This is a genomic window from Pedobacter vanadiisoli (genome assembly GCF_042684385.1).
Classification (GTDB): Bacteria; Bacteroidota; Bacteroidia; order Sphingobacteriales; family Sphingobacteriaceae; genus Pedobacter; species Pedobacter vanadiisoli.
This window is the reverse complement of record NZ_JBHULL010000043.1, coordinates 176,657-201,283: the sequence shown is the minus strand read 5'-3', so window position 1 is coordinate 201,283 and position 24,627 is coordinate 176,657. Positions and strand designations below refer to the sequence as shown.

Below are 24,627 nucleotides of genomic sequence, written 5' to 3'. Positions count from 1 at the left end.
GCGCCAATCTAAATCCTATTGCAGCAGCATCCCTAAATTACTTTAATTTGGGATATAGCGGAATAGGGAACACAGCAAAAGCCTTACCGGAACCTGCTTTTCTAAAAATTAAAATGTCGTTTTAATCTAAAAAATGCGGCTTCTGAAACAAGTTCAGAATGGCGAGGCTGTGAATCTCATATCTATTTCTTATTTTGCACCAAATGCAGTTTAAAGAAATCATAGGACAGGAAAGAGTGAAGCAACAATTGGTGCAAACGGTTAAGGAAAACCGCATTAGCCATGCACAATTGTTTTTATCGCCTGCAGGTTCCGGTGCTTTGCCACTGGCTATTGCCTACGCACAGTACATTAATTGCCTGGACAGGCGAGAAACGGACAGTTGCGGGGAGTGCTCAAGCTGTAGGAAATATGAACGTTTAATTCACCCCGATCTGCATTTTTCCTATCCTTTTTTTGCTTCAGCCAGCGTGAAAACTGCAGTTGATGTGCTGGATGAATGGCGCAATATGGTATTGGGCGATCCTTATTTTGATATGGATATCTGGCGCTCTAAACTCGATGCGGCCAATAAACAGGCCAATATTAACATAGCAGAGTGCCATGATATTATTAAAAAACTGAGTTTTAAAGCTTTCGAGGCCGGAACCAAGGTTTTAATTATGTGGCTGCCCGAATATTTGGACAAAGCCGGCAATGCGCTGCTGAAATTAATCGAAGAACCACCTGCCAATACTTTATTTATTTTAATTGCCCAAAGCCAGGATCAGATTTTAAATACGATCTTATCCAGGACACAGATTGTGAAGATCCCAAAACTGTCATCCGAAGAGGTGACGGGATTTTTATTAAACAACAGTGGGTTAACTGAAAACCAGGCCATAGATTATTCATTTTTGGCTGATGGAAATTTAATTGAGGCAAAAGCTTTGGCGGCAGATACGCAGAGCGATAGTTCGGGTACATTTACAGCCTGGCTGCGGATGGGATTTGGCAATAAAGTGCCCGATCTGATCGAGTTTACTGATGAGGTGGCGAAGTGGGGGAGAGAAAATCAGAAGAATTTTTTAAAATATGGCGTAAATTATTTACGCGAATGCTGTTTAATTTTAAGTGGTGCCGAAGAATTGGTAAAATTACCCCCTCTTACCTTCGAAACGGCGAAAAAACTGAGTACTCACGTACTTACATTGCCTATGGCAGAAGCCATAATCGGCGAACTGGAAAGGGCACATTATCACATTGAAAGAAACGCGAACCCGAAAATTCTGTTTTTAGATGTATCTTTACAATTGGTAAAAATTATCAAGTTTAAAACGCTCCCTGCGGGGACTCAATATATATATAATTAATTATGGGATGTGGAAGTTGTTCAACAGGTGGTGGTTGCACCCCTAATGGATGCAAAAGTAATGGCTCATGCGGCACCGGTGGTTGCCAAACAATGGAAGTTCACGATTGGCTATCTAATTTGGATATGCCTTCTAATTATAAACCTTTTCAGGTTACCGAAATCAAATTTAAAGGCTCACGTAAAGAGTTTTTCCTGAATAACGATAACATTTATCTCGAAATCGGGGAACTTGTTGCTGTTGAGGGGCCAACGGGTGGTTTTGATGTTGGTCATGTTTCGCTTACGGGCGAACTGGTAAGGATCCAGATGAAACGCCGTAAAACAACGCTTGATCAGGTAACCAAAAAAATCTACCGTAAAGCTACTGAAGCTGACGTAGAAAAATGGAATGCTGCCAAAGGGATGGAATGGGAAACCATGCACAAAGCCCGAAAACTGGCATTGGATTTACGTTTGCAAATGAAAATAAGCGACGTGGATTACCAGGCCGATAAAACCAAAGCCACTTTCTTTTATACTGCTGACGGACGTGTAGATTTCCGCGAACTGATCAAAAAAATGGCCGAGAGTTTCCGGATCAGGATCGAAATGCGGCAGATCGGGATGCGCCAGGAAGCTGGTCGTTTGGGCGGAATCGGCTCTTGTGGCCGCGAGTTATGCTGCTCTACCTGGTTAACCAATTTCAAAACCGTATCTACGGCTGCGGCACGTTATCAAAACTTATCACTAAATACTTTGAAACTTGCCGGGCAATGCGGTAAATTGAAATGTTGCCTGAACTATGAGCTCGATACCTATTTAGATGCCCTGAAAGATATTCCGGATAAAATCGAAAATTTAGATACTGAGGCAGGTTATGCACGTCACCAAAAAACCGACATTTTTAAAAAAGTAATGTGGTTTAGCTACCAGGGTGATGAAAACTGGATCCCGGTGAAAGCTGCACGTGTTAAAGAAATCATGGCCATGAATAAGGCTGGTAAAAAAGCGCCAAACCTTAAAGAAGATGCCATTCAGGTTGCTGCTCCGTTAGTGGTTGAAAAATCTTTCGATTACGAAAACGTGGTTGGTCAGGATAGTTTAACCCGTTTGGACGAGCGTTCGCGCGGTAAAAACAACCGTAATAATCAGAAAAATAATCGCAATAGCCAGAAAAACAATCGCGATAGAGCATCTGCAGGCGAGAAAAATGGCCAGCATAATAATAACAGACAGCAGCAGCAGGGCGGTCAGAAGCAACAGGGCGGAAAGCAGCAGCAGAAACAGCAACAAAATACTGTAGCACCTAAAGGTCAGCAGCAAGCCGTGCCAAAACCTGCCCATGTTAATGGACCAAAACCTCAAAACAATAAACCCAAGCAACAACCGCAGCACCAGGGGCAAAAACCAGTTGTTAAAGCGGAGGGAAATGTAGTGCAGGGTGAAAAACCAGAACAGGGCAAAAATAAAAGCAGAAATAACCGTAGGAAAAACAATAACCGCCGAAACAATAACAATGGTTCAGAAAATAAACCTGCAGCTGAATAAAAGACAAGTATTTTTGATCGGTTTTTTATTCATTACTTTGCTATTTACTGGCTGTACATCCAGCATAATTGATAGTAATATAGGAATTGCCAACCGCAGGTGGACCTACCGTAACCATATTTTGGCACCGTTTGAAATTAAGGATAATACCAAAGCCTACAATATTTATTTTAAGTTAAGGCATACTGCTGATTATAAATATGCCAACATATTTATCCTGGCCCATTTTAAAGATGGCAAAAAGATGGTAACACGGCGTTATCAATATAAGTTGGCTAAAAATGATGGCGAATGGCTGGGTAGCGGCTCTGGAAATGTATTCAGTTATACTTTACCCATGCTTACCAACTATCATTTTCCTCATAATGGCAAATTTGAGATCGAAATTGAGCAGAATATGCGCGATAATCCACTTTTGGAAGTGAGTGATGTAGGTGTTTTGGTTGATTTGGCTCAATAATTTGTTTATTTTTCTGTTTGCAGGTTAATTTTCGCATTATTTGAGTTTTTTGTCTTTAATTGTTTACAGAAAAAGCGTATTTATTTATATTTTGCTCTTTTTCAGGTTGTTATGATGTGAAAATGTGTAATAAATTTGTTATTATTGTTTATAAACCTATAAACTATGATAAGAATTTTATTCAAAAACACCCTCGTTATTCTCCTTATTCTAACCTCAGCCCAGTTATTTGCGCAGGGCTTAAAAGGTAAAGTTACTGATTCGGCCGGCCTGGCAATACCAGGCGCTACGGTTCAGGTGGTTGGCTCAAAAATTGGGACATCTTCAGATGGAAACGGACTCTATGCTTTAAAATTTCCTTCAGCCGGAGCTTATAAAATCCGGATTTCTTTTACCGGTTACCAAACTTCGGAGGTAGCTGTTCAGATTGACAATACCGTAAAAACAATGGATTTCGCGCTGCAGGATACCAAAGAATTATTAAGTGATGTAGTGGTGGTGGGGTCAAGGTCAACGCCGAGAACGAATATCGAAAGTGTGGTTCCTGTTGATTTGATTTCTGCAAAAGATGTTAAAGTATTTGCTCAGACAGATTTAACACAGATTTTAAACTTTGTGGCACCTTCTTTTAGCTCTAACCGGCAAACGGTTTCGGATGGAACGGATCACATTGATCCGGCATCTTTACGTGGTTTAGGGCCAGATCAGGTTTTAGTGCTGGTAAACGGAAAACGCCGGCATACTACCGCGTTGGTAAACATTAATGGTACTTTTGGTCGAGGTTCTGTTGGAACTGATTTAAATTCCATTCCGGTTTCGGCAATCGAACGCATTGAGGTACTACGCGATGGTGCTGCCGCGCAATATGGTTCTGATGCCATTGCAGGAGTGATCAACATTGTGTTAAAGAAAGTAACACCATACAGTTTCTCCACTTCCTTTGGTCAATCTTCTTCAAGTACCCTGGGGCGCGATTTTAGCGATGGCCGGACTTTTCAGTTTGATTTTAGCAAGGGCTGGGCATTTAAAAACGATAAAGGTTTTATCAATTTTGCAGCCCAGTATCTTCAACGTGGTTATACCAACCGGGGCGGTTTAGATACCCGCCCGTTATTGTATTCGGCAAGCCCAACTAAAGGTGCGACAGAAACGGAAGCCGCCTTTCAGGTCCGTTTTGCCAGTTTGAAAGCTGCTGACGATGCCAGGGCTGCTGCCAATGGTTTAGATAGAAACAACATGCGTGTAGGTAATTCCGACTCTAAAAACGGGGGCGGATTTTTAAATGGGCAGTTTAATTTTGGAAAAACCACCCAGCTGTATTATGCAGCAGGTTTTACCCATAAAACGGGCAGTGCAGCGGGGTTTTATCGCCTGCCAACGCAGACCACCCAGATAGATTTGTCGATCTACCCTAACGGATTTTTACCATTTATAGATACTAAAATCAATGATTATTCATTTTCTGCCGGTTTAAGAGGTAAACTAGGAACCTGGGATTATGACCTGAGCAACACAAGTGGAGAAAATACCATTAAATTTAATATCGATCACACGGTTAATGCTTCTCTACCCACCGGAACAAGCCCGACTTCATTTTACGCCGGGGAATTGCTTTTCAGACAAAATACCAGCAACCTCGATTTAAACCGAAAATTCGCTTTTGATGGCGGATTTTTAACTTCATTAAATGCTGCCTTTGGCGGAGAATTTAGGATTGATAACTATCAGATCAAAGAAGGTGAGCTTTTATCCTATTCAAATGGCGGAAGGTTGATCGGGACCTCCCCTACTGCATCAGGTGCACAGGTATTTCCAGGTTTTAAGCCGAGTAATGCACTCGATAAATCGAGGCACAATGTTGGCGCCTATGCCGATTTTGAAGCTGAATTTGGGCCGAGGGTAACGCTGGGGGCTGCGGGCAGATATGAAAATTACAGCGATTTTGGTTCGAACTTTTCTTACAAGTTTACGGGTAAGGTTAAACTTTTTGGTGATGTTGCCTTACGGGGGGCTTATGCCACCGGGTTTAGGGCACCATCTTTACACCAACAATATTTTAATAATGAAAGCACGCAGTTTGTGGGTACCAATGCCACGCAGGTTTTAACGGTAAATAATGCAAATCCTATTGTTGCCCAATTTGGTGTTGGAGCATTAAAACCTGAAATTTCTAAATCAGGAAGTTTAGGTTTGGCCGGTAAAATTGCCCAAACCTTTACTTTTACCATCGATGCTTATAACATTGATATCAGAGACCGTATTGTATTCTCGAGCCAGTATGCTCGCGAACGTTCTGGTGGCGTTTTGGTTCCGACTGGTGTGGTGAATCAGATTTTAAATACAGTAGATCCATCGGCACAGATTAACAGTGTGCAGTTTTTTACTAATGCCATTAATACCAATACTGCCGGAATAGATGTGGTTTTAACAAACAGGTTCAATCTGGGCGTAAAAAGCAACTTAATTTTGAGTGTTGCCGGAAATTTAAACAAAACCGTGGTGAGAAGTATACAGGGGTCTGATAAAATTGAAAGTGACCCAAGTTTGAAGGCGAAATTATTCGATCGTTTGGAACGCTCCCGTTTCGAAAGTTCTGTGCCAAAAAATAAATTGAATATTACCGCAACCTATAATGTGAGTAAATTATCATTCGTGGCAAGAACAGTGCGTTTCGGAGAGGTTACTTATTTAAATGCTATCGACCCTAATATACCTTCAAATGGTTTGCCTGTCCAGTTAGATCAGATTTTTGCCCCGAAATGGATAACTGATCTGTCTGTAAGTTACGCCGCTAGCAAAACCTGGTCGGTAACTGTGGGTGCCAATAATATTTTTGATATATATCCCGATAGATTATATATCGATCCGCGTAACAATGAAAATAACTTCAGTGGTAATGCCAGCAGTAATTATTCTGGCGGATTGGACAATACTTCAAATGGTCGGTTCCTGTATTCGAGGGCTGTTAGCCAGTTTGGTTTTAATGGCAGGTATGTGTATGGCAAAATTGCCTGTACTTTTTAATTCTGTTAAGCTTTTTAGCCACCAGATGCACACAGATAAATATGGATTTTGTATCTGTGTGCATCATTTATATCGGGATTAAGTATACCTGGGGCTTAATTCATTTTAAGTCAAGAGACTCGAAGCTACAAATACTGTAATAAACTTTCCAGTTTCATTCCCCTCGATCCTTTTAGCAATACTAAATGATCATGAACCTGGTTTTCCTGTAGGTAAGACGCAGCCTCTGCAGGAGTTTCGAAAAATATGCCATCAAAATCGTCTTTAAATGCATAGAAATCCTTCCCGATAAAAATGAGTTGGTCTAAATGACTTTCATTCGCTTGTTTTACAATGAGTTCGTGCTGATTACGGGATTCTGGTCCTAATTCGAACATATCGCCCAAAATAGCGGTTTTTTTATCGGCCGATAGCACGGCGATGTTTTTCAGGGCTGCCGCCATGCTACTGGGATTGGCATTATAGAAATCGCAGATGACAGTATTTTTTTCTGTTTTTGTGAGCTGCGACCGGTTGTTTTTTGGCTGATAGTTGGATAAACCCGTATTAATTTCTTCAGGGCTCATGTCGAAAAAATCTCCGATGCAGATTGCAGCAAGGATATTTTCAAAATTATAGCTGCCGGTTAAATTGGTTTTAACAGAAGAAGAAACATCATGGTTGGTCCAGTCTACTTCAATAAAAGGATCGCTGCTTTTTAGCGCGCCTTTTATGGTATTACCATTTTCTGTTCCATAATAAATGAGCTTGTTTAAGCCTGCGGCAATGCTCATTTCGAGTAAATTAGGGTTATCTCTATTTATAAAGGTGTATCCATTGGTCTGTTTAAGGTAAGCGTAAAGTTCTGCCTTGCCTTTTTTTACACCTTCAAAACCACCAAAACCATCTAAATGTGCCATTCCTACATTGGTAATAATGCCATGTGTAGGCTGGGCAATGGTACAGAGCAGTTCTATCTCTTTTTGGTGGTTGGCTCCCATTTCAATTACGGCAACCTCCACTTCATTTGTGATGGATAATATGGATAAAGGAACACCAATGTGGTTGTTTAAATTGCCAAACGTGGCAAAAGTTTTATAACGTTCGGCCAGTACAGCATTTACCAGTTCTTTACTTGTGGTTTTTCCGTTACTGCCGGTTAAACCGATCACCGGGATATTGAGTTGTTTGCGGTGATGGCGTGCCAGATCCTGTAAAGTGCTCAAAACATCCCTTACCAATAAGCATTTATCGTTTTGGGCGTATTTTTCTTCGTCGATTACCGCATAGGCTGCACCTTTCTCTATGGCCTGGGCAGCAAATTCATTTGCATTGAAAAGGTCTCCCTTAAGGGCAAAAAAGATGCAACCCGGAATAATGTTCCTGGTATCGGTAGAAATAATGTTGTGCTTTAAGTAATGCTGATAAAGGGTTTCTGTATTTGTCATTTCAAATGAATTGCGAAGGTAAAATTACGAATCGGGCTCAAATAAAACACTCTTTTTCCAATCTTCACTATTTCTTCATGAATTTCCTTGAGAAAGGCTCTACATTCATTGTTTATTAAGAAAATGCGCTTGTTTTTCGCATCGCTTTTCGATCATTATTAACTAAACTAATTCATATCATGAAGAAACTACTACAAAGTTTGTTCACCCTGTTGCTATTTGCCTCTATCGCGATGGCACAAGAGAGAACCATTACAGGGACGGTTATCGCTAAAGAAGATGGCGCTCCAATTCCCGGGGTAAGTATCAAGGTAATTGGTACCAATGCAGGTGTATCAACTGGTGCAGATGGGAAGTTTTCTGTGAAAATTTCGTCATCGGCAAAGAGCTTACAATTTTCATCAATCGGATTTTCCACACAAACCATTAACATTGGTACTTCTAATGTAATTAATGCCGTGCTGGTTACCGACTCTAAGATTTTAGGCGATGTGGTTGTTACGGCTTTGGGCATAAAAAGAGAGAAACGCACACTGACCTACTCTACACAGGAGGTTAGTGGAGGTGCACTGGTTGACGCAAAAGAAAATAACCTGGTGAATGCCCTGGCAGGTAAGGTTGCTGGTGTGCAGATTACCAATTCAAGTGGTGCAGCCGGAGGTTCTTCAAAAATTGTAATTCGGGGAAATACTTCCTTAACAGGAGAAAATGGGGCACTTTTTATTTTGGATGGTGTACCGATTGATAATTCAGAAGCAGGTAATCCTGATGGGGCTTTAAGTGCGGGAGGAACATCCAATCGTGCTATTGATATTGATCCGAACATAATTGAAAGCGTAACGATATTAAAAGGGGCTGCAGCAAGTGCATTGTATGGCGCAGCGGCTGCTAGAGGTGTTGTAATTATCACCACTAAAACAGGAAAGGGAAAGCCTTCTGTAACCTTAAGCTCCGGTGTGACCTTTGACAATCCTATTTTACCTGAGTTTCAGGATAAGTACGCCCAGGGTAGCCATGGTGTTTACGTTGATGGAAACAATGGTCAGTTAAGTTCATCTTCATGGGGTCCGCCAATTGATGGTTTAATGGTAAATGGTCAGCCTGTACAGAAGCACGATCCCAGGAAAGAATTTTTCAAAACAGGTTTTACAACGGATAATACCCTGGCTGTAAATGGTGCAACAGATAATTCTACTTACCTGGTTTCCTATTCCTATTTAAAAACGAATGGAACGGTGCCATCTACAGATTTTGGAAGACATTCATTGTTTACCAAGTTTTCGAATAAAGTTACAAAAGACATTACACTTACCGGTCAGTTTAACTATGTTAATTCGGTAAACGATCGTTTGGCAGAAGGTAACGGATTGGCCAGCCCGTATTGGACGGTGTATGCAGCCCCTATATCATGGAATCCATTCCCTACAACAAATCCTGACGGTTCTCAGCGGGTATACCGGGCGGCCAGAAATAATCCATACTGGTTGGTAGATAATACCAAGTTTGTTTCGGTTGTTAATCGCTTTTTACCGGTACTTACGGTTAGTTATAACCCATTGCCTTGGTTAACCATAACCGAACGTGGCGGGGCTGATATTTATAATGATGGCAGTAACTACCATGAAGCACCAGGTATAGTAGGTGGAGAATCTGCTGACGGTAAAGTGTATAATCGCGAAATAAACTACAAACAGTTTAACAATGATGTTATTGTAGAGGCGAAAAAGAATTTTAATGAAGATTGGTTTGGTAGCATACTTGTTGGTAACAACATTCTGAGCAACTCTCAGCGGATTGTATTTGATAAAGGGATAGGCTTATCAGTTAATGATTTTTACAACATTAATAATGCTTCTACTCAAATATCTTCTATAAACAATTATACGAAAAGAAAGGTTGGGTACTACGCGCAGCTAACAACTGAATATAAAAGGATGGTCTCTTTATCTTTAACGGGGCGTTATGACGGTACTTCGGTTCTGAGCCAGGATAAAAACTATTATCCTTATGGTTCGGCATCGGCCGCCTTTATTTTTACCGAGCCCCTCCATCTTGAGGATAATGCCATATTAAATTTCGGTAAAATCAGACTATCCTATTCTTATGTAGGTAACGATAATGTGGGTCCATATGCGCTAAGCACTACATACCTGCACCCTGTAATTTCAAATATAGAGTTTCCTTATCAAGGCCAAAATGGATTTTTGCTTACCAACACTTATGGCGATCCAAATCTTAAAAATGAGGGATTAAAAGAGTTTGAAACTGGAATAGAATTAAAGATGTTCAGAAGCCGGTTGAGTTTAGAAGCCACCTATTTTGATAAGAAAAGTGTCGATTTAATCACTACAACTCCGATTACACCTTCATCAGGTTTTAATGCAGCCACCATAAATGCGGCAAGCATGTACAATAAAGGTATAGAATTAATCTTGAACGGTACACCTGTTAAAACCAAAGATATTACCTGGAATATTGGTCTTAACTTCTCTAAAATTAAGAATGAGGTTACAGAAATTGGTCAGGGCCTGGAAAACATACAGTTTGCCGGCTTTACAAACCCGGGTATTTTTGCCTATAAAAACCAGCCTTACGGGGTAATATATGGTTCAAGGTATAAAAGGAATAGCGATGGTAAATTATTGATCGATGATAATGGCTATCCGATTATTGATGATCAGCTTGGCGTAATCGGAAACACCACGCCGAAGTGGAATGCCGGTTTAACCACTAGCTTTACTTATAAGTCATTTAGCTTGTCGGCTGTATTTGATGTGCGCTATGGTGGCGACGTATATAATTTAGATGGCCATTATTTAGATTTTTATGGTACTACCAAAAAGACCGAAGACAGAACAGCAACTAAAATCTTCGACGGGATTAGAGAGAGTGATGGCAAGGTAAATACAACCGTTGCCAAGCTTGATCAAGCGTATTATCAAAATAACGAGAGTGCGGTAGATGAAACCGGTGTTGAAGATGGTACTTATTATAAGTTAAGGCAGGTAACCTTATCTTATAATTTTAATCCATCGCTTTTAAAAAGAACGCCATTTAAAGGATTAAGTATAGCCGCCACCGGAAGAAACTTATGGATTTATGCGCCACATTATACGGGTTCAGATCCAGAGGTAAGTTTGTATGGAACTGGTAATGGTGCTAGTTTTACCAATTTTGTTACCCCAACAAACAGGAGTTATAATTTTGCAATAAAAGCAACCTTTTAATCTAGAAAACATGAAAATTATATATTATTCAATAGCTACTGTATTGCTGCTTTCTTTTACAGGATGTAAAAAATTCTTGGATATCAATCAGGATCCCAATAACCCTACTACGGTGCAGGAATCTTTAATTTTGTCTCCAATTGAGCTTTATACTACAACGCAAATTGCCGCCGGTTATCCATCCGTTACCACAGCTTATTGGACACAGCAGCTGGCACTAAATCAAGAATCGCCTAATATTGATACCTATCGCATTACACCAACAGATGTAAACAATACCTGGAGCTTCGATCTTTATCCTGCCATCTTTTACAATTTACGCAAACTGATCAGTAATGCAGATCAGAAAGGCAATACTGCTTATTCGGGTGTTGGTAAAGTATTGCTGGCTTATAACTTGGCTGTATGCACCGATTTATGGGGCGACATTCCATACTCACAGGCATTTCAGGCGTTGAATGGAACAAAACCAACATACGATTCTCAAGAAAGTATTTATAAGGTTATTCAAAGTACACTTGATGAGGCTATTGCTAAACTAAGCACTACATCATCTGGAAAGGCTATTGGTTCTGACGATTTTATTTATGGCGGGAATCTAGCTGCCTGGAAGAAATTTGCTTACACACTTAAGGCCAGATATTATTTACGTTTAAGCAAGGCGGCGGGCTATAATGCAGCTACCCAAGCTGATTTGGCACTTGCAGCACTTCAGAATGGTTTCACTTCAAATGCAGATAATGCTTCCATCACTTACGCTGGAACGGCAAAAGCAGAGAATCCATGGTATCAAAATACCTTGCCGGGCGCTGGTGGCGTTGTTTTGTCTTCTTATCTGGTTAATATTTTAAAAGCAAATAATGACCCAAGATTACCAGTTTTGGCAAACCCAGGTTCTGGCAATGATTATATAGGAAGAACTAGCGGTACCACTGCAGCCACAGACCCAAGCATTTATGCTACTGTAGGAACATTTTATGGCGGATATATTGATGGGAATGGCGGTGGATCAGCAGCACCTGTATTCTTGGCTACCTATGCCGAAGCATTATTTATTAAAGCAGAGGCTACGCTTTATAAATCAGGAGCTGCTGCAGCAACGCCGATATATAATAGTGCCATTGGAGCACACATGGATCTGTTGAAGGTTGCGGCTGCGGATAAGGCTGTTTATCTTGCTGCTCATGCCACACTTGATCCGTCGGTTCCTTTAAAAACCATTATAGGTGAGAAATATGTTGCCGATTTCTTATCCCTTGAAGTGTATAACGATTGGCGGAGAACAGGGTACCCTGCCTTATCTGTGGTTCAAAATGCCTTTAAACCTTATATTCCACAGCGTTTTCCTTATCCTTCGCAAGAAATTACTTCAAATCCCCAGCCACAGCAAAGTATTGCGACCTCTGCTAAGGTTTGGTGGGCGAATTAAACCTTTTTTGATCTTTTTTAGAGGCAATCCATTTTTTGGGTTGCCTTTTTTTTTCAAGATTTGCTTATGTGGGGATTAACCACAAAAATGATATAAAATCACTGCTTCAAATAAAATTTATTTTATGTATTATTGATTAAACTATTAATTTTCATGAAATACCACCTGTTTTACGTTGCTCTATTCATTAGTATAAGCAGTTTTGCCCAAATACAAACCCCTGATCAGTTTTTAGGTTACTCCCTCGGTTCGCACTTTACCCCTCACCACAAAGTAGCCGATTATTTCAGGCAAACCGCTGCGGCTTCCGCAACGAACACAAAGCTTATAGAATATGGTAAAACCAATGAGGGCAGGCCATTAATGGTAGCAGTTGTTTCTTCGCCTGAAAACATCGCCAAACTGGAACAGATCAGAAGTAATAATTTAGTTTTGGCAACAGGTACGAACAATAGTATCGATTTAGCAAATCAACCTGCTATACTTTGGTTAAGCTATAATGTACATGGCAATGAGGCAAACTCAACTGAAACTGCCATGAAAATGCTTTATACTTTGGTGTCAGGCTCGAATAAACCAGCTACCGAGTGGTTAAAAAATACAGTGGTGATAATTGATCCCTGCTTAAACCCGGATGGAAGAGACCGTTATGTTAATTATTTTAATAGCGTAGTGGGTAAAACACCAAATTCTGATCCGCTGTCAAGAGAACATATAGAGCCATGGCCAGGCGGTAGACCAAATCATTATTATTTCGACTTAAACCGCGACTGGGCCTGGCAAACCCAGGTTGAAAGCCAGCAACGGTTAGCCCTGTATAACCAATGGATGCCCCAGGTACATGTAGATTTTCATGAGCAAAGCTATAATGAGCCATACTATTTTGCACCGGCAGCAGAACCTGTTCACCAGGATATTACCCCTTGGCAAAAAAGTTTTCAGGTAGTTGTGGGTAAAAACAATGCCAAATATTTTGATGCCGAAGGCTGGCAATATTTTACCAAAGAACGTTTCGACCTGCTTTACCCTTCTTATGGCGATACTTATCCTTTATATAACGGATCAATCGGGATGACTTACGAGCAGGGCGGTATCAGGGCCGGATTATCGGTCGTAACCAACGATGGTGATACCTTAACGTTAAAAGACCGCATTGCACATCACTTTACAACAGGGATGTCGACCCTTGAAATAACCTCCTTAAACCATCAGAAATTACTGGAAGAATATAAAAAGTATTTTCAGCAAGAGTTAGCCAATAGTCCGGGCATTTATAAAAGTTACGTTATAAAAGCAACTAATCTATCCCGGTTAAAGAAATTGGCTGAACTGTTAACCAAAAATAAAATCGAGTTTGCCTTTGGTGGGGATAAAACGGGAAGAGGTTATGATTATGATACGCAAAAAGAAGAAAATTTCAGCATCTCCCGTAACGATTTAATTGTTAATATTCAGCAGCCTAGGGCAGTTTTGGCTAATGTTTTATTAGAGCCCCAAACTTTCGTAACCGACTCTAATACGTATGATATTACGGCCTGGGCCCTACCCTACGTTTACGGATTAAAAGGTTATGCCAGTAAAGAAAGCATCAGAGGTAAATTTCCGGCGATTGATGAGCCTAAAATAATCAATACTGTAGTCGAGAAACCCCTGGCATGGCTGTTTAGCTGGGGAACAAGAGAAGACGCTCAGGTTTTAACGGCGCTACAAAAGGAAAATATAAAAGTAAGGCAGGCCGATCAGCCATTCTCGGTAAACGGGAAAGATTACCCCGCAGGAACGCTTATTGTATTACGGGCTGAAAATGAAAAAACAATAAAGGGGATGAACGATAAAATTGCCTTTATTACAAAAATGTTTGATAAACCTATTCAGGCAGTAAGCAGTGGTTTTGTAGAAAAAGGTAAGGACTTCGGATCTAATGTTTATCCCTTATTAAAACAACCAAAAATCGCTATAGTATCTGGTATGGAGGTTTCTTCCCTCGCTTTTGGCGAAGCCTGGTTCTTTCTTGAGCACGATTTAAATCTTTCGCCGAGTATTATTAATGCCAAAGATCTTAATAACCTGGATATTAATAAAGTAAACACCTTGATTTTACCTGATGGAACTTACAGTGCTTTTATAGGTGATGGCTTAACTGCATGGCTAAATAAAGGGGGAAGGTTGATCTTAATGGAAGATGCCATAGAAAGTGTAATCGAGAAAAAAGGATTTGATATTAAAAAGAAAGAAGTTGCGGTAAAAAAAGACGAGAAGCCTGAAGCGAACAAACTACTATTTAAAGATAAGGATAAAGATGATTTCGAAACCACCATACCGGGAGCCATTTACAAGATCAACCTGGATGCTACACACCCTTTCTCATACGGACTGGGTAAATTTTACTACACTTTAAAAACAGACAGGAAGATTTATGAGCCTTTTGTTAAAGGCTGGAACGTGGGATTAATTAACGATAAAAGCTTAATGGCCGGTATAGTAGGCAAAAAAGCCAGGGAAGAACTTAAAGCCGGTCTTTTAATTGGCGTACAGGATTTTGGCCGTGGCCAGGTAGTTTATTTAGCCAGCGATCCGCTTTTTAGGAATTTCTGGGAGAGTGGAAAAACCTTATTCGGAAATGTAATCTTTTGTGGGTATTAACAGGGATGTTAAAATCAATCGTGACTACTGTTTTTTTAGTTAAGGGGTTTTTATCAGCAAAAAAACTGCGCTTCAAAAAAGGCCTTAGGAGGCATTTAGGACAGGTTTAGTTAAAAAACGTTAAAAATAATTTGCTTAAAGGTATAACTAACTCTACTTTAGCATATTATTTATACACATTAACTAACATACTTCTACTATGAAAAAACTTCTACAGAGTTTGTTCATCCTACTGTTTATTGCGGTAAACGCAATGGCACAGGAGCGAACAATCACAGGAACAGTTACGTCTGCAGATGACAAACTGCCGATTCCTGGAGTAAGCGTAAAAATTCAGGGAGCCGCTGGGGGTACCTCCACCGATTCAAATGGAAAATTCTCCATTAAAGTTTCCGCTGATGCCAAAGCACTTGAATTTTCATCAATTGGTTTTGCAAGTCAAACCAAGCCAATTGGCAGCTCAAATGTGATCAACGTGATTTTAACTACCGATTCAAAAGCCCTGGGTGAGGTAGTTGTTACCGCATTGGGTGTTAACAAGGCCACTAAAACTTTAGGCTACTCTCAAAGTACGTTAAAATCGGCTGAGGTGAATGCTTCAGCACCAGCAAGTTTATTTGGTGGTTTGCAGGGTAAAGTGGCCGGGGTAAACATATCCAACACCTCTGGCGCACCAGGTGGATCGACAAAAGTTATTTTAAGAGGGTTTTCATCAATAACAGGCAGTAATCAGCCTTTATACGTTATAGATGGTGTGCCTTTAGATAACTCAACCGCAGGTTCTGATAATAACTACGATTTTGGTAATAATGCCAACGATATTGATCCGAATAACATCGAGAGCATCAGTATCTTAAAAGGATCGGCTGCAACGGCTTTATATGGCTCGAGAGGATCGAACGGTGTTTTAATCGTAACCACTAAAAAAGGAGCCGCCGGTAAATTAAAAGTTGATCTTTCTACGTCAACTACTTTAACCAATGTTGCTTCTATTTACAAACTTCAAGATCAGTTTGGTCAAGGTTGGGACGGCACTTATATCCCTTCTGAAAACGGTAACTGGGGCCCGAAATATGATGGGCAGTTAAGGTCATGGGGTGCTATCGTAGATAATTCACAATTGTTAAAACCTTATTCATTTATTAAGAACAATGTAAGGGATGCCTTAACAACTGGTATTGAGTTAAACAACAACATTGCTTTAAGCGGTGGTAACGAGAATAGCACAGCCTATTTTTCTTATGGTAATATTTACAGTAATGGTTACCTACCCTCTGATAACGATTCTTATAAAAGAAATAACTTTACCTTAAAGGGATCGACTAAGTATGGTAACTTCTCTGCCGATGCCTCTTTAAACTACGTAGGTAAAACAACTAAGTTTATCAATCAGGGTGGTGCCAATTCAGGTATTGGTTCTTCGTTTTACGAAGATATTCTTCAGATCCCTGGAGATATTCCGATTAAAGACCTTCGGGATTACAAAAACAAGTTCTTTAACGTAGATAATTATTTTACACCATATGCTGAAAACCCTTACTACTCTATTTACGAAAATGGGAGTAGATATAAAAGTGATCGTGTGTATGGAAATATTAATTTAAACTATAAAGCAACCAACTGGTTAAGTTTCCAATTCCAGCAAGGTGCGGATGTTGATAATGCGATTAGCAAAATATGGCACAACAAAAATGCACCTAGCCCTGGTAGTTATAATGCAGGAGGAAATATTGAAGGATCTTCAAGGGCTGCTGATGCAGGAGATGTAATTGACGGATCGGTGAAAACCTTTGAGTACGATTCAAAATTAAACGCGCTTTTTAACAAGGTGTTTAATGATCACTTTGATTTAGATGGATTAATCGGTGTTAACTACAACGATCGTGGATCGAGAGTTTTAACAACCGGTATTGAGGATTTAGCAATCCCAGGTTTTTATCAGATCAATAACTCGGCAAATAAACCAACCTCAACAAGCGCAGAGTCGCACCGTCGTTTGTTTGGTGCTTATGCCTCAGCAACCCTGGGCTACAATAAATATTTGTATTTAACCGTAACAGGTAGAAATGACTGGTCATCAACCTTACCACAAGATAATAACAGCTATTTTTATCCAGCGTCAAGTTTGGCATTCATTGCTTCGCAGGCAATAGATTTCAGTAAAACACCAATCAGTTTCTTAAAATTAAGAGCAAGTTACGGTGAAACGGGTAGTGATACAGATCCTTATCGCGTATTTAACAGTGCTACCCGAACATCAGTTCCATTGGGCTTCGGTACCTTAACTTTCCCTATTTTTGGTGTTCCGGGTTATTCGATTTCTAATCAGTTAAACAGCAATAACTTTAAACCGGAGCGTGTTAAAGAGGTAGAGTTAGGTGCTGAGATCAGATTTTTACAAGACCGCATCGGTATCGACGCAACTTACTACAACAAATTAAGAAAGGATCAGATTATTCCATTGCCTATTGATCCTGCAACAGGTTACTCGTCGTACATTGTAAATTTTGGTTCGGTTCGTAATAAGGGAGTAGAAATTGCAGTCAATATTAAACCAATAAAAACGACTGATATTGACTGGGCTTTGAATTACACATTCACAAAAGAGAACAGTAAAGTAACCGAATTGCCAGCGGGATTAGACAAGGTAGTTTTAAATTCAGCCTATGATGCACAGTTTGTTGCGCGTGTAGGTCAGCCATTGGGTATTATAGAAGCACCTACCCGTACTTACAGCCCAACCGGCAAGGTGATTGTAGACTCAAATGGCTATCCTGTATATTCATCTGAAAACGTAAGTTTTGGTACAACCGTTCCGGATTTTGTAATGGGTTTAAACAACCAGTTCCGTTATAAGAACTTTTCACTTTCATTTACGTTGGATTGGCATAAAGGCGGTGTTTTTTATTCAGGAACTGCTGATTTGTTAAATTTTGTGGGAGCTGATGCCAAAACAACTTATAACGATCGTCGTCCTTTTATTGTGCCTAACTCAGTACAAAAACTGGCAGATGGTACTTACGTAGAAAACACTACACCAATAACAGAAGCCAATATTGATGACTTCTACTACCACACTTCGAACAAGGCAGATGCTTATGCCAATCGTATTTTAGATCGCTCTTTCCTAAAATTAAGAGAGGCAACTTTAAGTTACAGTCTTCCAAAATCTGTTGTTGGCAAAATAGGTGCTCAAAAAGCAAGTATTTCTGTGTTTGGAAGAAACTTGGTAACCTGGTTAGCGAAAAACAATAATACAATCGATCCGGAAGTTTCAAACTTCGGAAATGATTTAGGAAGTGAATTTGGTGAGTTTAGAACTGCACCTCCGGTTAGGTTCTTTGGTGCATCGTTAAAAGTTTCATTTTAATCTATCTCGCAATGAAAAATAATTATATAAAATATAAAGCGCTGATGTTTTCAGCAATGGTGTTCCTTGCTTTTGGATGTAAGAAAACATTAGATATCAATGTAAGTCCAAATAACCCCTTAATAGAAACCACTACACCCGAGGTATTGTTCCCATCGGCTGTAGCTTCTACGGCAGGGCGTGTTGGCGGCGATTTAACCATTCTGGGTGGTATTTGGTCGCAGTATTATACGCAGGCAAATGCTTCAAACCAGTACAAAACCATTGATTCGTATGCATTAACCCGCAACGATTTTAATGGTAGTTACAATGAACTGTTTTCCGGAGCACTTGCTGATTATCAATTGGCCATCAACCTGGCTAAAGCTAAGAGCGATTGGCGTTATAACCTGATGGCTACGGTAATGAAAGCCTATACATACCAGGTATTGGTTGACTTGTATGACAAAGTTCCATATACCGAGGCACTAAAAGGTGTAGATAATTTACAGCCTAAATTTGACGATGGTTATACCATTTATGTAGGTTTACTTGCTGAAATTAATGACGCACTAGCTAAAGATTACACCAGTGTTGCTTTAAGTAGCGATCAGAAAAAAACTGATTTTCTTTTTGGCGGCGATATGAGCCTTTGGACCAAGTTTGCTAACACCTTGAAATTAAAAATGTATCTAAGGATGGTGAATGCAAAACCTGCAGAAGCACAGGCGGGTATTACTAAATTGTATACTGACGGAGCAAACTTCTTAACCACGAATGCAGGTTTTGCCACGTTTGAGGGAACACCAGATAACAGTAATCCATTTTATGAATACAACATTCGTCGTTTAAATACTACCACTAACTTAAGAGCAAGTAAAACATTTACTTCTTGGTTAACGACTAATAACGACCCAAGGGTTAATTATTATTTTGGAACATCTAATCCTACCCCGATGAATCAGGGCGATTATACGGCTACAGCTACCCAACAGCCAACTTATGCTAGTGCTACTGTTTTTGCACAAACGGCTAAAGACCCGGTGTGGTTCATCTCTGCCGCTGAATCTTATCTGATGCAAGCAGAGGCTCTTGAGCGCTACTACGGCGGAACAGGGGCTCAAGCAATGTACCAGAATGGTGTGCGTGCGGCCTTTACGCAAGTTGGGTTGGCCACCACTTCTGTTCCTGCAGCCTATTTGGTTTATACCGGAACCTTTGACCAGAAATTAGAAAAGATTATCGTTCAAAAATGGGCTTCATTTGCTGGATCACATAGTTTAGAGGGCTTTTTCGAGCAGGAACGTACAGGGTATCCTAAAACAAGCGCAGTATATTCAACTGATGCAAGTTACATTCCTGGACAATGGGTATACTCTAAAAATGGTGTTACTTCTGGTTTGTTTCCTAAGCGTTTGGTTTTCCCGGCATCATCAAGGGATAGGAATAGTAATACACCTGCTGAGGTGCCAATTACAACTAAAGTTTGGTGGGGTAAATAACATTTAATTGATAAAGAGATGAAAAGATATTTAACAATAATCATATTAGGGGTTATAAGCTTGGTTTATAGCTCTTGCAAGAAACAATCGTTTGATTATCCGGAAGGCTATGTCGGTATTTCTAAGATAACAGTGTTTCCAGTATTAACGATGAAGGGCGATAAGTATGTGGCTGTAGCAAAAGGTGCAACCTATACTGATGCCGGAGCAACCGCGGTAGCCGGAACGAGTACTATTGAAGTAAAAACTACAGGTTTACCCAATACCGCTACGGCAGGGGTATATTTAATTACCTATTCGGCTACAAATACTGATGGTTTTTCTGCAACAGCAACAAGATCCGTTGTGGTATATGATACCAAAGCTGATGCTTTAGCTAACGATTTTTCTGGCAATTACCTTCGGGCGGCTACCGGAGCCATTTCAAAGTGGACAAAGCTTGCTCCTGGTGCTTATCTGGTTAATAATCCTGGCGGTGCAGCAACGGGAACTACGGTTAACGTAATTGCAATCAATCCTACGGGTAGTGTAATTGATATTCCACAACAAAATACCGATAGTGGCCCCTGGGGATCAAATACAGAAAGTAAAGATCTAATTACAGGTAACTATTCGTGGGCTGTTGAAAACCCAGGCTATGGTACTGCTGTAAGAACCTTTGTTAAACAATAAATAATAGAACAATGAAAAAATATTTTTATATACTAACACTTTTTATCTTAAGCATTTCTGCTTGTAAAAAGGAAGAACCTGTAGGTGGCACAGCTGTGCAGGACCTGTCGGGTGAATGGTGGGTACAGATTGATGGTACCGGCGATTACTATGGAATTTCTACATATAATACTGCTGATAACTCATCAACCCAGATGTGGCTGAACCTTACCAACTTCTGGGGAAATTCAAGCAACACAGTTTTTGGTAAAGTAAACGTAAATAGCAAAACCTTTACCGGCCAAAAAATTGTAAATGCAGGTACTTACGCAGGTGGACTAACCTTTACCGTAACCAATGGTAAAATAACCCCGAATGGCGCTGTTGGGCCGTCGTCAAAAGCGGTAACAGATGCCATTACCCTCGATGTGGAATTTTCTGATGATCCTGGAACAGTTTATCACCTAAAAGGATATCACAGAACCAAATTTGTTGGTGACGATCATTAAAGCCTAGCAAAAATGATAATAAAGCCTTCCGAACAATTTCGGAGGGCTTTGTTATTTTATGAATAGAGGAACGGTTTGAACTTAATTAACTTTTCTGCCGGGACAAGTGTTAAATTATTACATTTTGAAGAAATGTGATTATAGATGTTTCAAGAACGGCAAAATTTTGGCATGATTTTTTTAATTCTTGTTAAACTATTTTTTTAGTCATATGCATAGCTTTAAGTATAAAATGTCCAAAATATTCCACATATTCTTGATTATTCAATAAAATAGTCTTTTTAATAATACAAATTTATTGTCACAACAAGGTCATAAAGAATTTTGATTTGTTAAATTTTGTTAAACTATTGTTTAACTATTTTATATTTAGCACGTCAAATAAACTAATCATTAACTAACTTAAATTTCATGAAAAAACTTCTACAAAGTTTGTTCATTCTTGTGCTGTGCGCATTTTCTGCCTTCGCTCAAGAAAGAACGGTTACTGGAACGGTTACAGCACAGGAAGATGGACTACCAATTCCGGGTGTATCTGTTAAAATTAAAGAAGCGCCAAGCTTTGGTACTCAAACAAGTGGCGACGGAAAATTCACGCTAAAGGTACCATCAAATGGAAAAACTCTAGTATTTTCTTACTTAGGGTATGCAACTAAGGAAATTGCAATTACTTCAGCCAAAATTTCGGTAGCTTTAGAATCAGATGCTAAATCGTTAAACGAGGTTGTAGTTACCGCCGGAGGTTTAACAGCTACAAAAGCACAGTTAGGTACAGCATCAACAACAGTTAAGGCAGAGCAATTAACACAAGCAAAACCAACGAATGTTGCTGCTGCGTTAACTGGTAAAGTTGCAGGTTTGCAATTAAATGTTGTAGGAAGTGGTGTTAATCCTTCTTATCGCTTAGTATTACGTGGTAACCGTTCATTATTGGGTAATAACCAGGCGTTGGTTGTTGTCGATAATGTTATTGTTCCAAGTAGTATCTTAGGAAATCTTAATCCTGATGATATTGAGGATTTACAAGTGCTGAATGGTGGTGGTGCAGCTGCACTTTACGGCTCTGAGGCTTCAAACGGAGCTTTAATCATCACAACTAAAAAAGGTAAGAGGGGTTCTACTAGTTACAAAATCGGACAGACGACCAATGCAGAATGGGTAAGTTTTTATCCTAAATTGCAGAATAGATTCGGATCTGGTGCAGATTCTGATTTACAGATCTATACTGCCCATGAAAACCAACAGTATGGTCCGGCATTTGATGGTTTGCCTCGTGTAATAGGTGATCCATTGGAAAATGGAGCCATCCAAACTGTACCATATGCTTATAATGATTCAAAATATAAGTTTTGGGATACTGGTGTTACGAACATGACAGATTTCTCAATGTCTACCGGTGACGAAAAATCGTTAACATTCTTATCTGCTCAATATTTAGATGCAGCAGGAACAACTCCTAAAGATGCCTTTAACCGTTTTACTTTGCGCTTAAACGGAGATAGAGATTTTGGTAAAGGAGTAAGCATGTCGTTTAATGCAAATTATGTTCAAAACAGGTATAACATTACCACAGCGACTTCAAGTATTTATGATCAGTTGATGCAAACTCCAGGTAACATCGTTGTAACAGATTATAAAGATTGGCAGAATAATCCATTTGCTAATCCAGATGGATATTATAATGCTTATTACCAAAACCCTTATTATACTATAGACAGTCAGCGTCAGAATGTAAGAAATGATTATTTGACGGGTAATGTTGATTTAAAATACAAACCTTTAAACTGGCTAAGATTTTTATATCGTGTAAACATTACTACACAAAATGCATCAAACAAAAACTGGGTTGATAAATTTGTGAGATCTGCTTACACTAAAGGATTAGGATTGTCATCATTAAAAAATAATGATATTGCAGGTAGCGTTTCTGATGGAGAATCATTTTCGAATCAATTATTAACTGAATTTCAAACTAACGTTAATAAGAAGTTAACAAAAGATCTGTTATTGGATTTAACTCTAGGTGCTAGTTTAAGAAACAACACTGCGAAAAGTATCGGTGTTGCTGCTTCGGGTTTAACTTTCCAAGGCTTATTTAACATTGCGGCCAGGACAGCAGCAAATATTACAGGTTCTGAGAGTAACTCTACTGTACGTCAACAAGCTGTATATGCAGACATGAGGTTGAGTTTCAAGGATTACTTGTACTTACACGCAACTGCACGTAATGATTGGTTCTCTACATTACCAACAGCAAACAGATCTTTATTCTACCCTTCAGTAGATGCATCATTTATTGCTACTAATGCGATTGACGCTTTAAAAGACAATAAATTCTTAAATGTATTGAAATTCAGAGCTGGTTATACTACTGTGGGTAACGTAAACTTAGGGGCTTATCAATTGTTAACTACTTTTGGTCAAACTGGTGGTTATCCATATAATAATAACCCAGGTTACGCAATAGGTACCCAAACTGTTAATCCTAATTTAAAACCTGAAAAAACTCAAGGTGTTGAAGGTGGTATTGATGCAGAGTTCTGGGACAATAGGATTAGCTTAAGCAGTACATTATATTATACAAGCACTACTGACCAAATTGTTCCTGTTAGTATTTCTTCAGCTTCAGGTTTCTCTACTTACTTAACCAATACAGGTGAAGTAACCAACTTTGGATCGGAGAATACGTTAAATGTTGTTGCTTTCCGCAATACAAACTGGGAAGCTTCAGTTGGGCTAAACTACAGTTACTATGATAATAAAGTAAAATCTATCAGTGATGCGGTAACACGATTAAACTTATCGACTGGTGGCAATGCTCAGGTTGTTGCAGAAGCCGGACAAACTTATCCAATGTTGAGAGGTACAGACTATAAACGTGATCCTCAGGGCCGTGTTATTGTTGATCCTAGAACAGGTTACCCTTCTGCTACAGAATCTGGTGTTATTTTAGGTAATACAAGTCCTAAGCACATTTTAGGAGTTAACCTTGCTGTTAAATATAAATCAGTAAGATTGGCTGCTGTTGCTGAATACAGAGGTGGTTATATTGCTAACTCATCAAGTGCTGGTGATAGTTTCGATTTTTCTGGTTCAGGAGAAAGAACGGTTACCTACAATAGAGAGCGTTTTGTGTTCCCAAATTCTTCATATTTAGATCCTGTTACAAACCAATATGTTGCCAATACAAATATTACAGTTAGAGACGGTGGTGCAGGGTTCTGGCCATCAGCTGCCTATAATAGAGGAATTGCATCTAACTACACTTATAATGGTGCATACTGGAAAATTCGCGAGATAAGCTTATCATGGGATCTTCCTAAACAATGGTTAGGTAACATGAAAGTGATTAAAGGAATCAATGTTGCTGCTCAGGGAAGAAACTTGTTCTTGTTTGTTCCAAAGGAAAATATCTATACAGATCCAGATTATATCTTAGGAAATAATGCTATTGGTATCAACACTTTAAGTCAAACGCCTCCTACCCGTTTCTTCGGTGGTTCAGTTTCGGTAACATTCTAATAG

General features: G+C 39.6%; 13 protein-coding genes. 12 read left to right on the top strand and 1 reads right to left on the bottom strand.

Annotated features, from left to right (window positions below; all coding sequences use genetic code 11):
* Positions 1-203: 203 nt before the first annotated feature.
* The 4 genes from ACFSR6_RS20975 to ACFSR6_RS20960 all read left to right on the top strand — a co-directional run bounded on the left by ACFSR6_RS20975 (position 204) and on the right by ACFSR6_RS20960 (position 6,365).
* Positions 204-1,352, top strand: coding sequence for a DNA polymerase III subunit (locus tag ACFSR6_RS20975; RefSeq protein ID WP_379082627.1), 1,149 nt, complete (start codon positions 204-206; stop codon positions 1,350-1,352).
* A 2-nt stretch (positions 1,353-1,354) separates the two neighbouring features.
* Positions 1,355-2,881 (top strand): PSP1 domain-containing protein, encoded by a 1,527-nt coding sequence (locus ACFSR6_RS20970; protein WP_379082625.1) that lies wholly within the window; start codon positions 1,355-1,357, stop codon positions 2,879-2,881.
* Positions 2,850-3,341, top strand: coding sequence for a gliding motility lipoprotein GldH (locus ACFSR6_RS20965; RefSeq protein WP_379082623.1), 492 nt, complete (start codon positions 2,850-2,852; stop codon positions 3,339-3,341). The genes ACFSR6_RS20970 and ACFSR6_RS20965 overlap by 32 nt, the downstream gene beginning before the upstream one ends.
* A gap of 165 nt (positions 3,342-3,506) precedes the next feature.
* A complete protein-coding gene (locus ACFSR6_RS20960) occupies positions 3,507-6,365 on the top strand; it encodes a TonB-dependent receptor (protein ID WP_379082621.1) in 2,859 nt (952 codons plus the stop codon).
* Between the two features lie 125 nt (positions 6,366-6,490).
* On the opposite strand, the gene ACFSR6_RS20955 is transcribed toward ACFSR6_RS20960, so the two are convergent.
* A complete protein-coding gene (locus ACFSR6_RS20955) occupies positions 6,491-7,792 on the bottom strand; it encodes a UDP-N-acetylmuramoyl-tripeptide--D-alanyl-D-alanine ligase (protein ID WP_379082619.1) in 1,302 nt (433 codons plus the stop codon).
* A gap of 179 nt (positions 7,793-7,971) precedes the next feature.
* Between ACFSR6_RS20955 and ACFSR6_RS20950 the strand changes: the two genes are divergently transcribed.
* The 8 genes from ACFSR6_RS20950 to ACFSR6_RS20915 all read left to right on the top strand — a co-directional run bounded on the left by ACFSR6_RS20950 (position 7,972) and on the right by ACFSR6_RS20915 (position 24,624).
* Positions 7,972-11,019, top strand: coding sequence for a SusC/RagA family TonB-linked outer membrane protein (locus tag ACFSR6_RS20950; RefSeq protein WP_379082617.1), 3,048 nt, complete (start codon positions 7,972-7,974; stop codon positions 11,017-11,019).
* Positions 11,020-11,029: 10 nt separating this feature from the next.
* Entirely contained in the window at positions 11,030-12,448 is a 1,419-nt protein-coding gene (locus tag ACFSR6_RS20945) for a SusD/RagB family nutrient-binding outer membrane lipoprotein (protein WP_379082614.1), read from the top strand.
* Between the two features lie 153 nt (positions 12,449-12,601).
* A complete protein-coding gene (locus ACFSR6_RS20940; protein ID WP_379082612.1) occupies positions 12,602-15,091 on the top strand; it encodes a M14 family metallopeptidase in 2,490 nt (829 codons plus the stop codon).
* Positions 15,092-15,290: 199 nt separating this feature from the next.
* Positions 15,291-18,461 (top strand): SusC/RagA family TonB-linked outer membrane protein, encoded by a 3,171-nt coding sequence (locus ACFSR6_RS20935; RefSeq protein ID WP_379082610.1) that lies wholly within the window; start codon positions 15,291-15,293, stop codon positions 18,459-18,461.
* Between the two features lie 11 nt (positions 18,462-18,472).
* Positions 18,473-19,942: a SusD/RagB family nutrient-binding outer membrane lipoprotein gene (locus ACFSR6_RS20930; RefSeq protein ID WP_379082608.1), complete on the top strand. Its 1,470-nt coding sequence runs from the start codon at positions 18,473-18,475 to the stop codon at positions 19,940-19,942.
* Between the two features lie 18 nt (positions 19,943-19,960).
* The gene (locus tag ACFSR6_RS20925) at positions 19,961-20,614 is read left to right on the top strand and encodes an immunoglobulin-like domain-containing protein (protein WP_379082606.1); all 654 of its coding nucleotides are present in this window, start codon (positions 19,961-19,963) and stop codon (positions 20,612-20,614) included.
* A gap of 11 nt (positions 20,615-20,625) precedes the next feature.
* On the top strand, positions 20,626-21,102 hold the full coding sequence (locus tag ACFSR6_RS20920) for a lipid-binding protein (RefSeq protein WP_379082604.1): 477 nt from the start codon (positions 20,626-20,628) through the stop codon (positions 21,100-21,102).
* A gap of 411 nt (positions 21,103-21,513) precedes the next feature.
* A complete protein-coding gene (locus ACFSR6_RS20915; protein WP_379082602.1) occupies positions 21,514-24,624 on the top strand; it encodes a SusC/RagA family TonB-linked outer membrane protein in 3,111 nt (1,036 codons plus the stop codon).
* Positions 24,625-24,627: the final 3 nt, after the last annotated feature.

Coding starts and splice junctions, on each gene's coding strand:
- ACFSR6_RS20975 (WP_379082627.1), top strand. CDS start 204: ATGCAGTTTAAAGAAATCATAGGACAGGAAAGAGTGAAGCAACAATTG.
- ACFSR6_RS20970 (WP_379082625.1), top strand. CDS start 1,355: ATGGGATGTGGAAGTTGTTCAACAGGTGGTGGTTGCACCCCTAATGGA.
- ACFSR6_RS20965 (WP_379082623.1), top strand. CDS start 2,850: ATGGTTCAGAAAATAAACCTGCAGCTGAATAAAAGACAAGTATTTTTG.
- ACFSR6_RS20960 (WP_379082621.1), top strand. CDS start 3,507: ATGATAAGAATTTTATTCAAAAACACCCTCGTTATTCTCCTTATTCTA.
- ACFSR6_RS20955 (WP_379082619.1), bottom strand. CDS start 7,792: ATGACAAATACAGAAACCCTTTATCAGCATTACTTAAAGCACAACATT.
- ACFSR6_RS20950 (WP_379082617.1), top strand. CDS start 7,972: ATGAAGAAACTACTACAAAGTTTGTTCACCCTGTTGCTATTTGCCTCT.
- ACFSR6_RS20945 (WP_379082614.1), top strand. CDS start 11,030: ATGAAAATTATATATTATTCAATAGCTACTGTATTGCTGCTTTCTTTT.
- ACFSR6_RS20940 (WP_379082612.1), top strand. CDS start 12,602: ATGAAATACCACCTGTTTTACGTTGCTCTATTCATTAGTATAAGCAGT.
- ACFSR6_RS20935 (WP_379082610.1), top strand. CDS start 15,291: ATGAAAAAACTTCTACAGAGTTTGTTCATCCTACTGTTTATTGCGGTA.
- ACFSR6_RS20930 (WP_379082608.1), top strand. CDS start 18,473: ATGAAAAATAATTATATAAAATATAAAGCGCTGATGTTTTCAGCAATG.
- ACFSR6_RS20925 (WP_379082606.1), top strand. CDS start 19,961: ATGAAAAGATATTTAACAATAATCATATTAGGGGTTATAAGCTTGGTT.
- ACFSR6_RS20920 (WP_379082604.1), top strand. CDS start 20,626: ATGAAAAAATATTTTTATATACTAACACTTTTTATCTTAAGCATTTCT.
- ACFSR6_RS20915 (WP_379082602.1), top strand. CDS start 21,514: ATGAAAAAACTTCTACAAAGTTTGTTCATTCTTGTGCTGTGCGCATTT.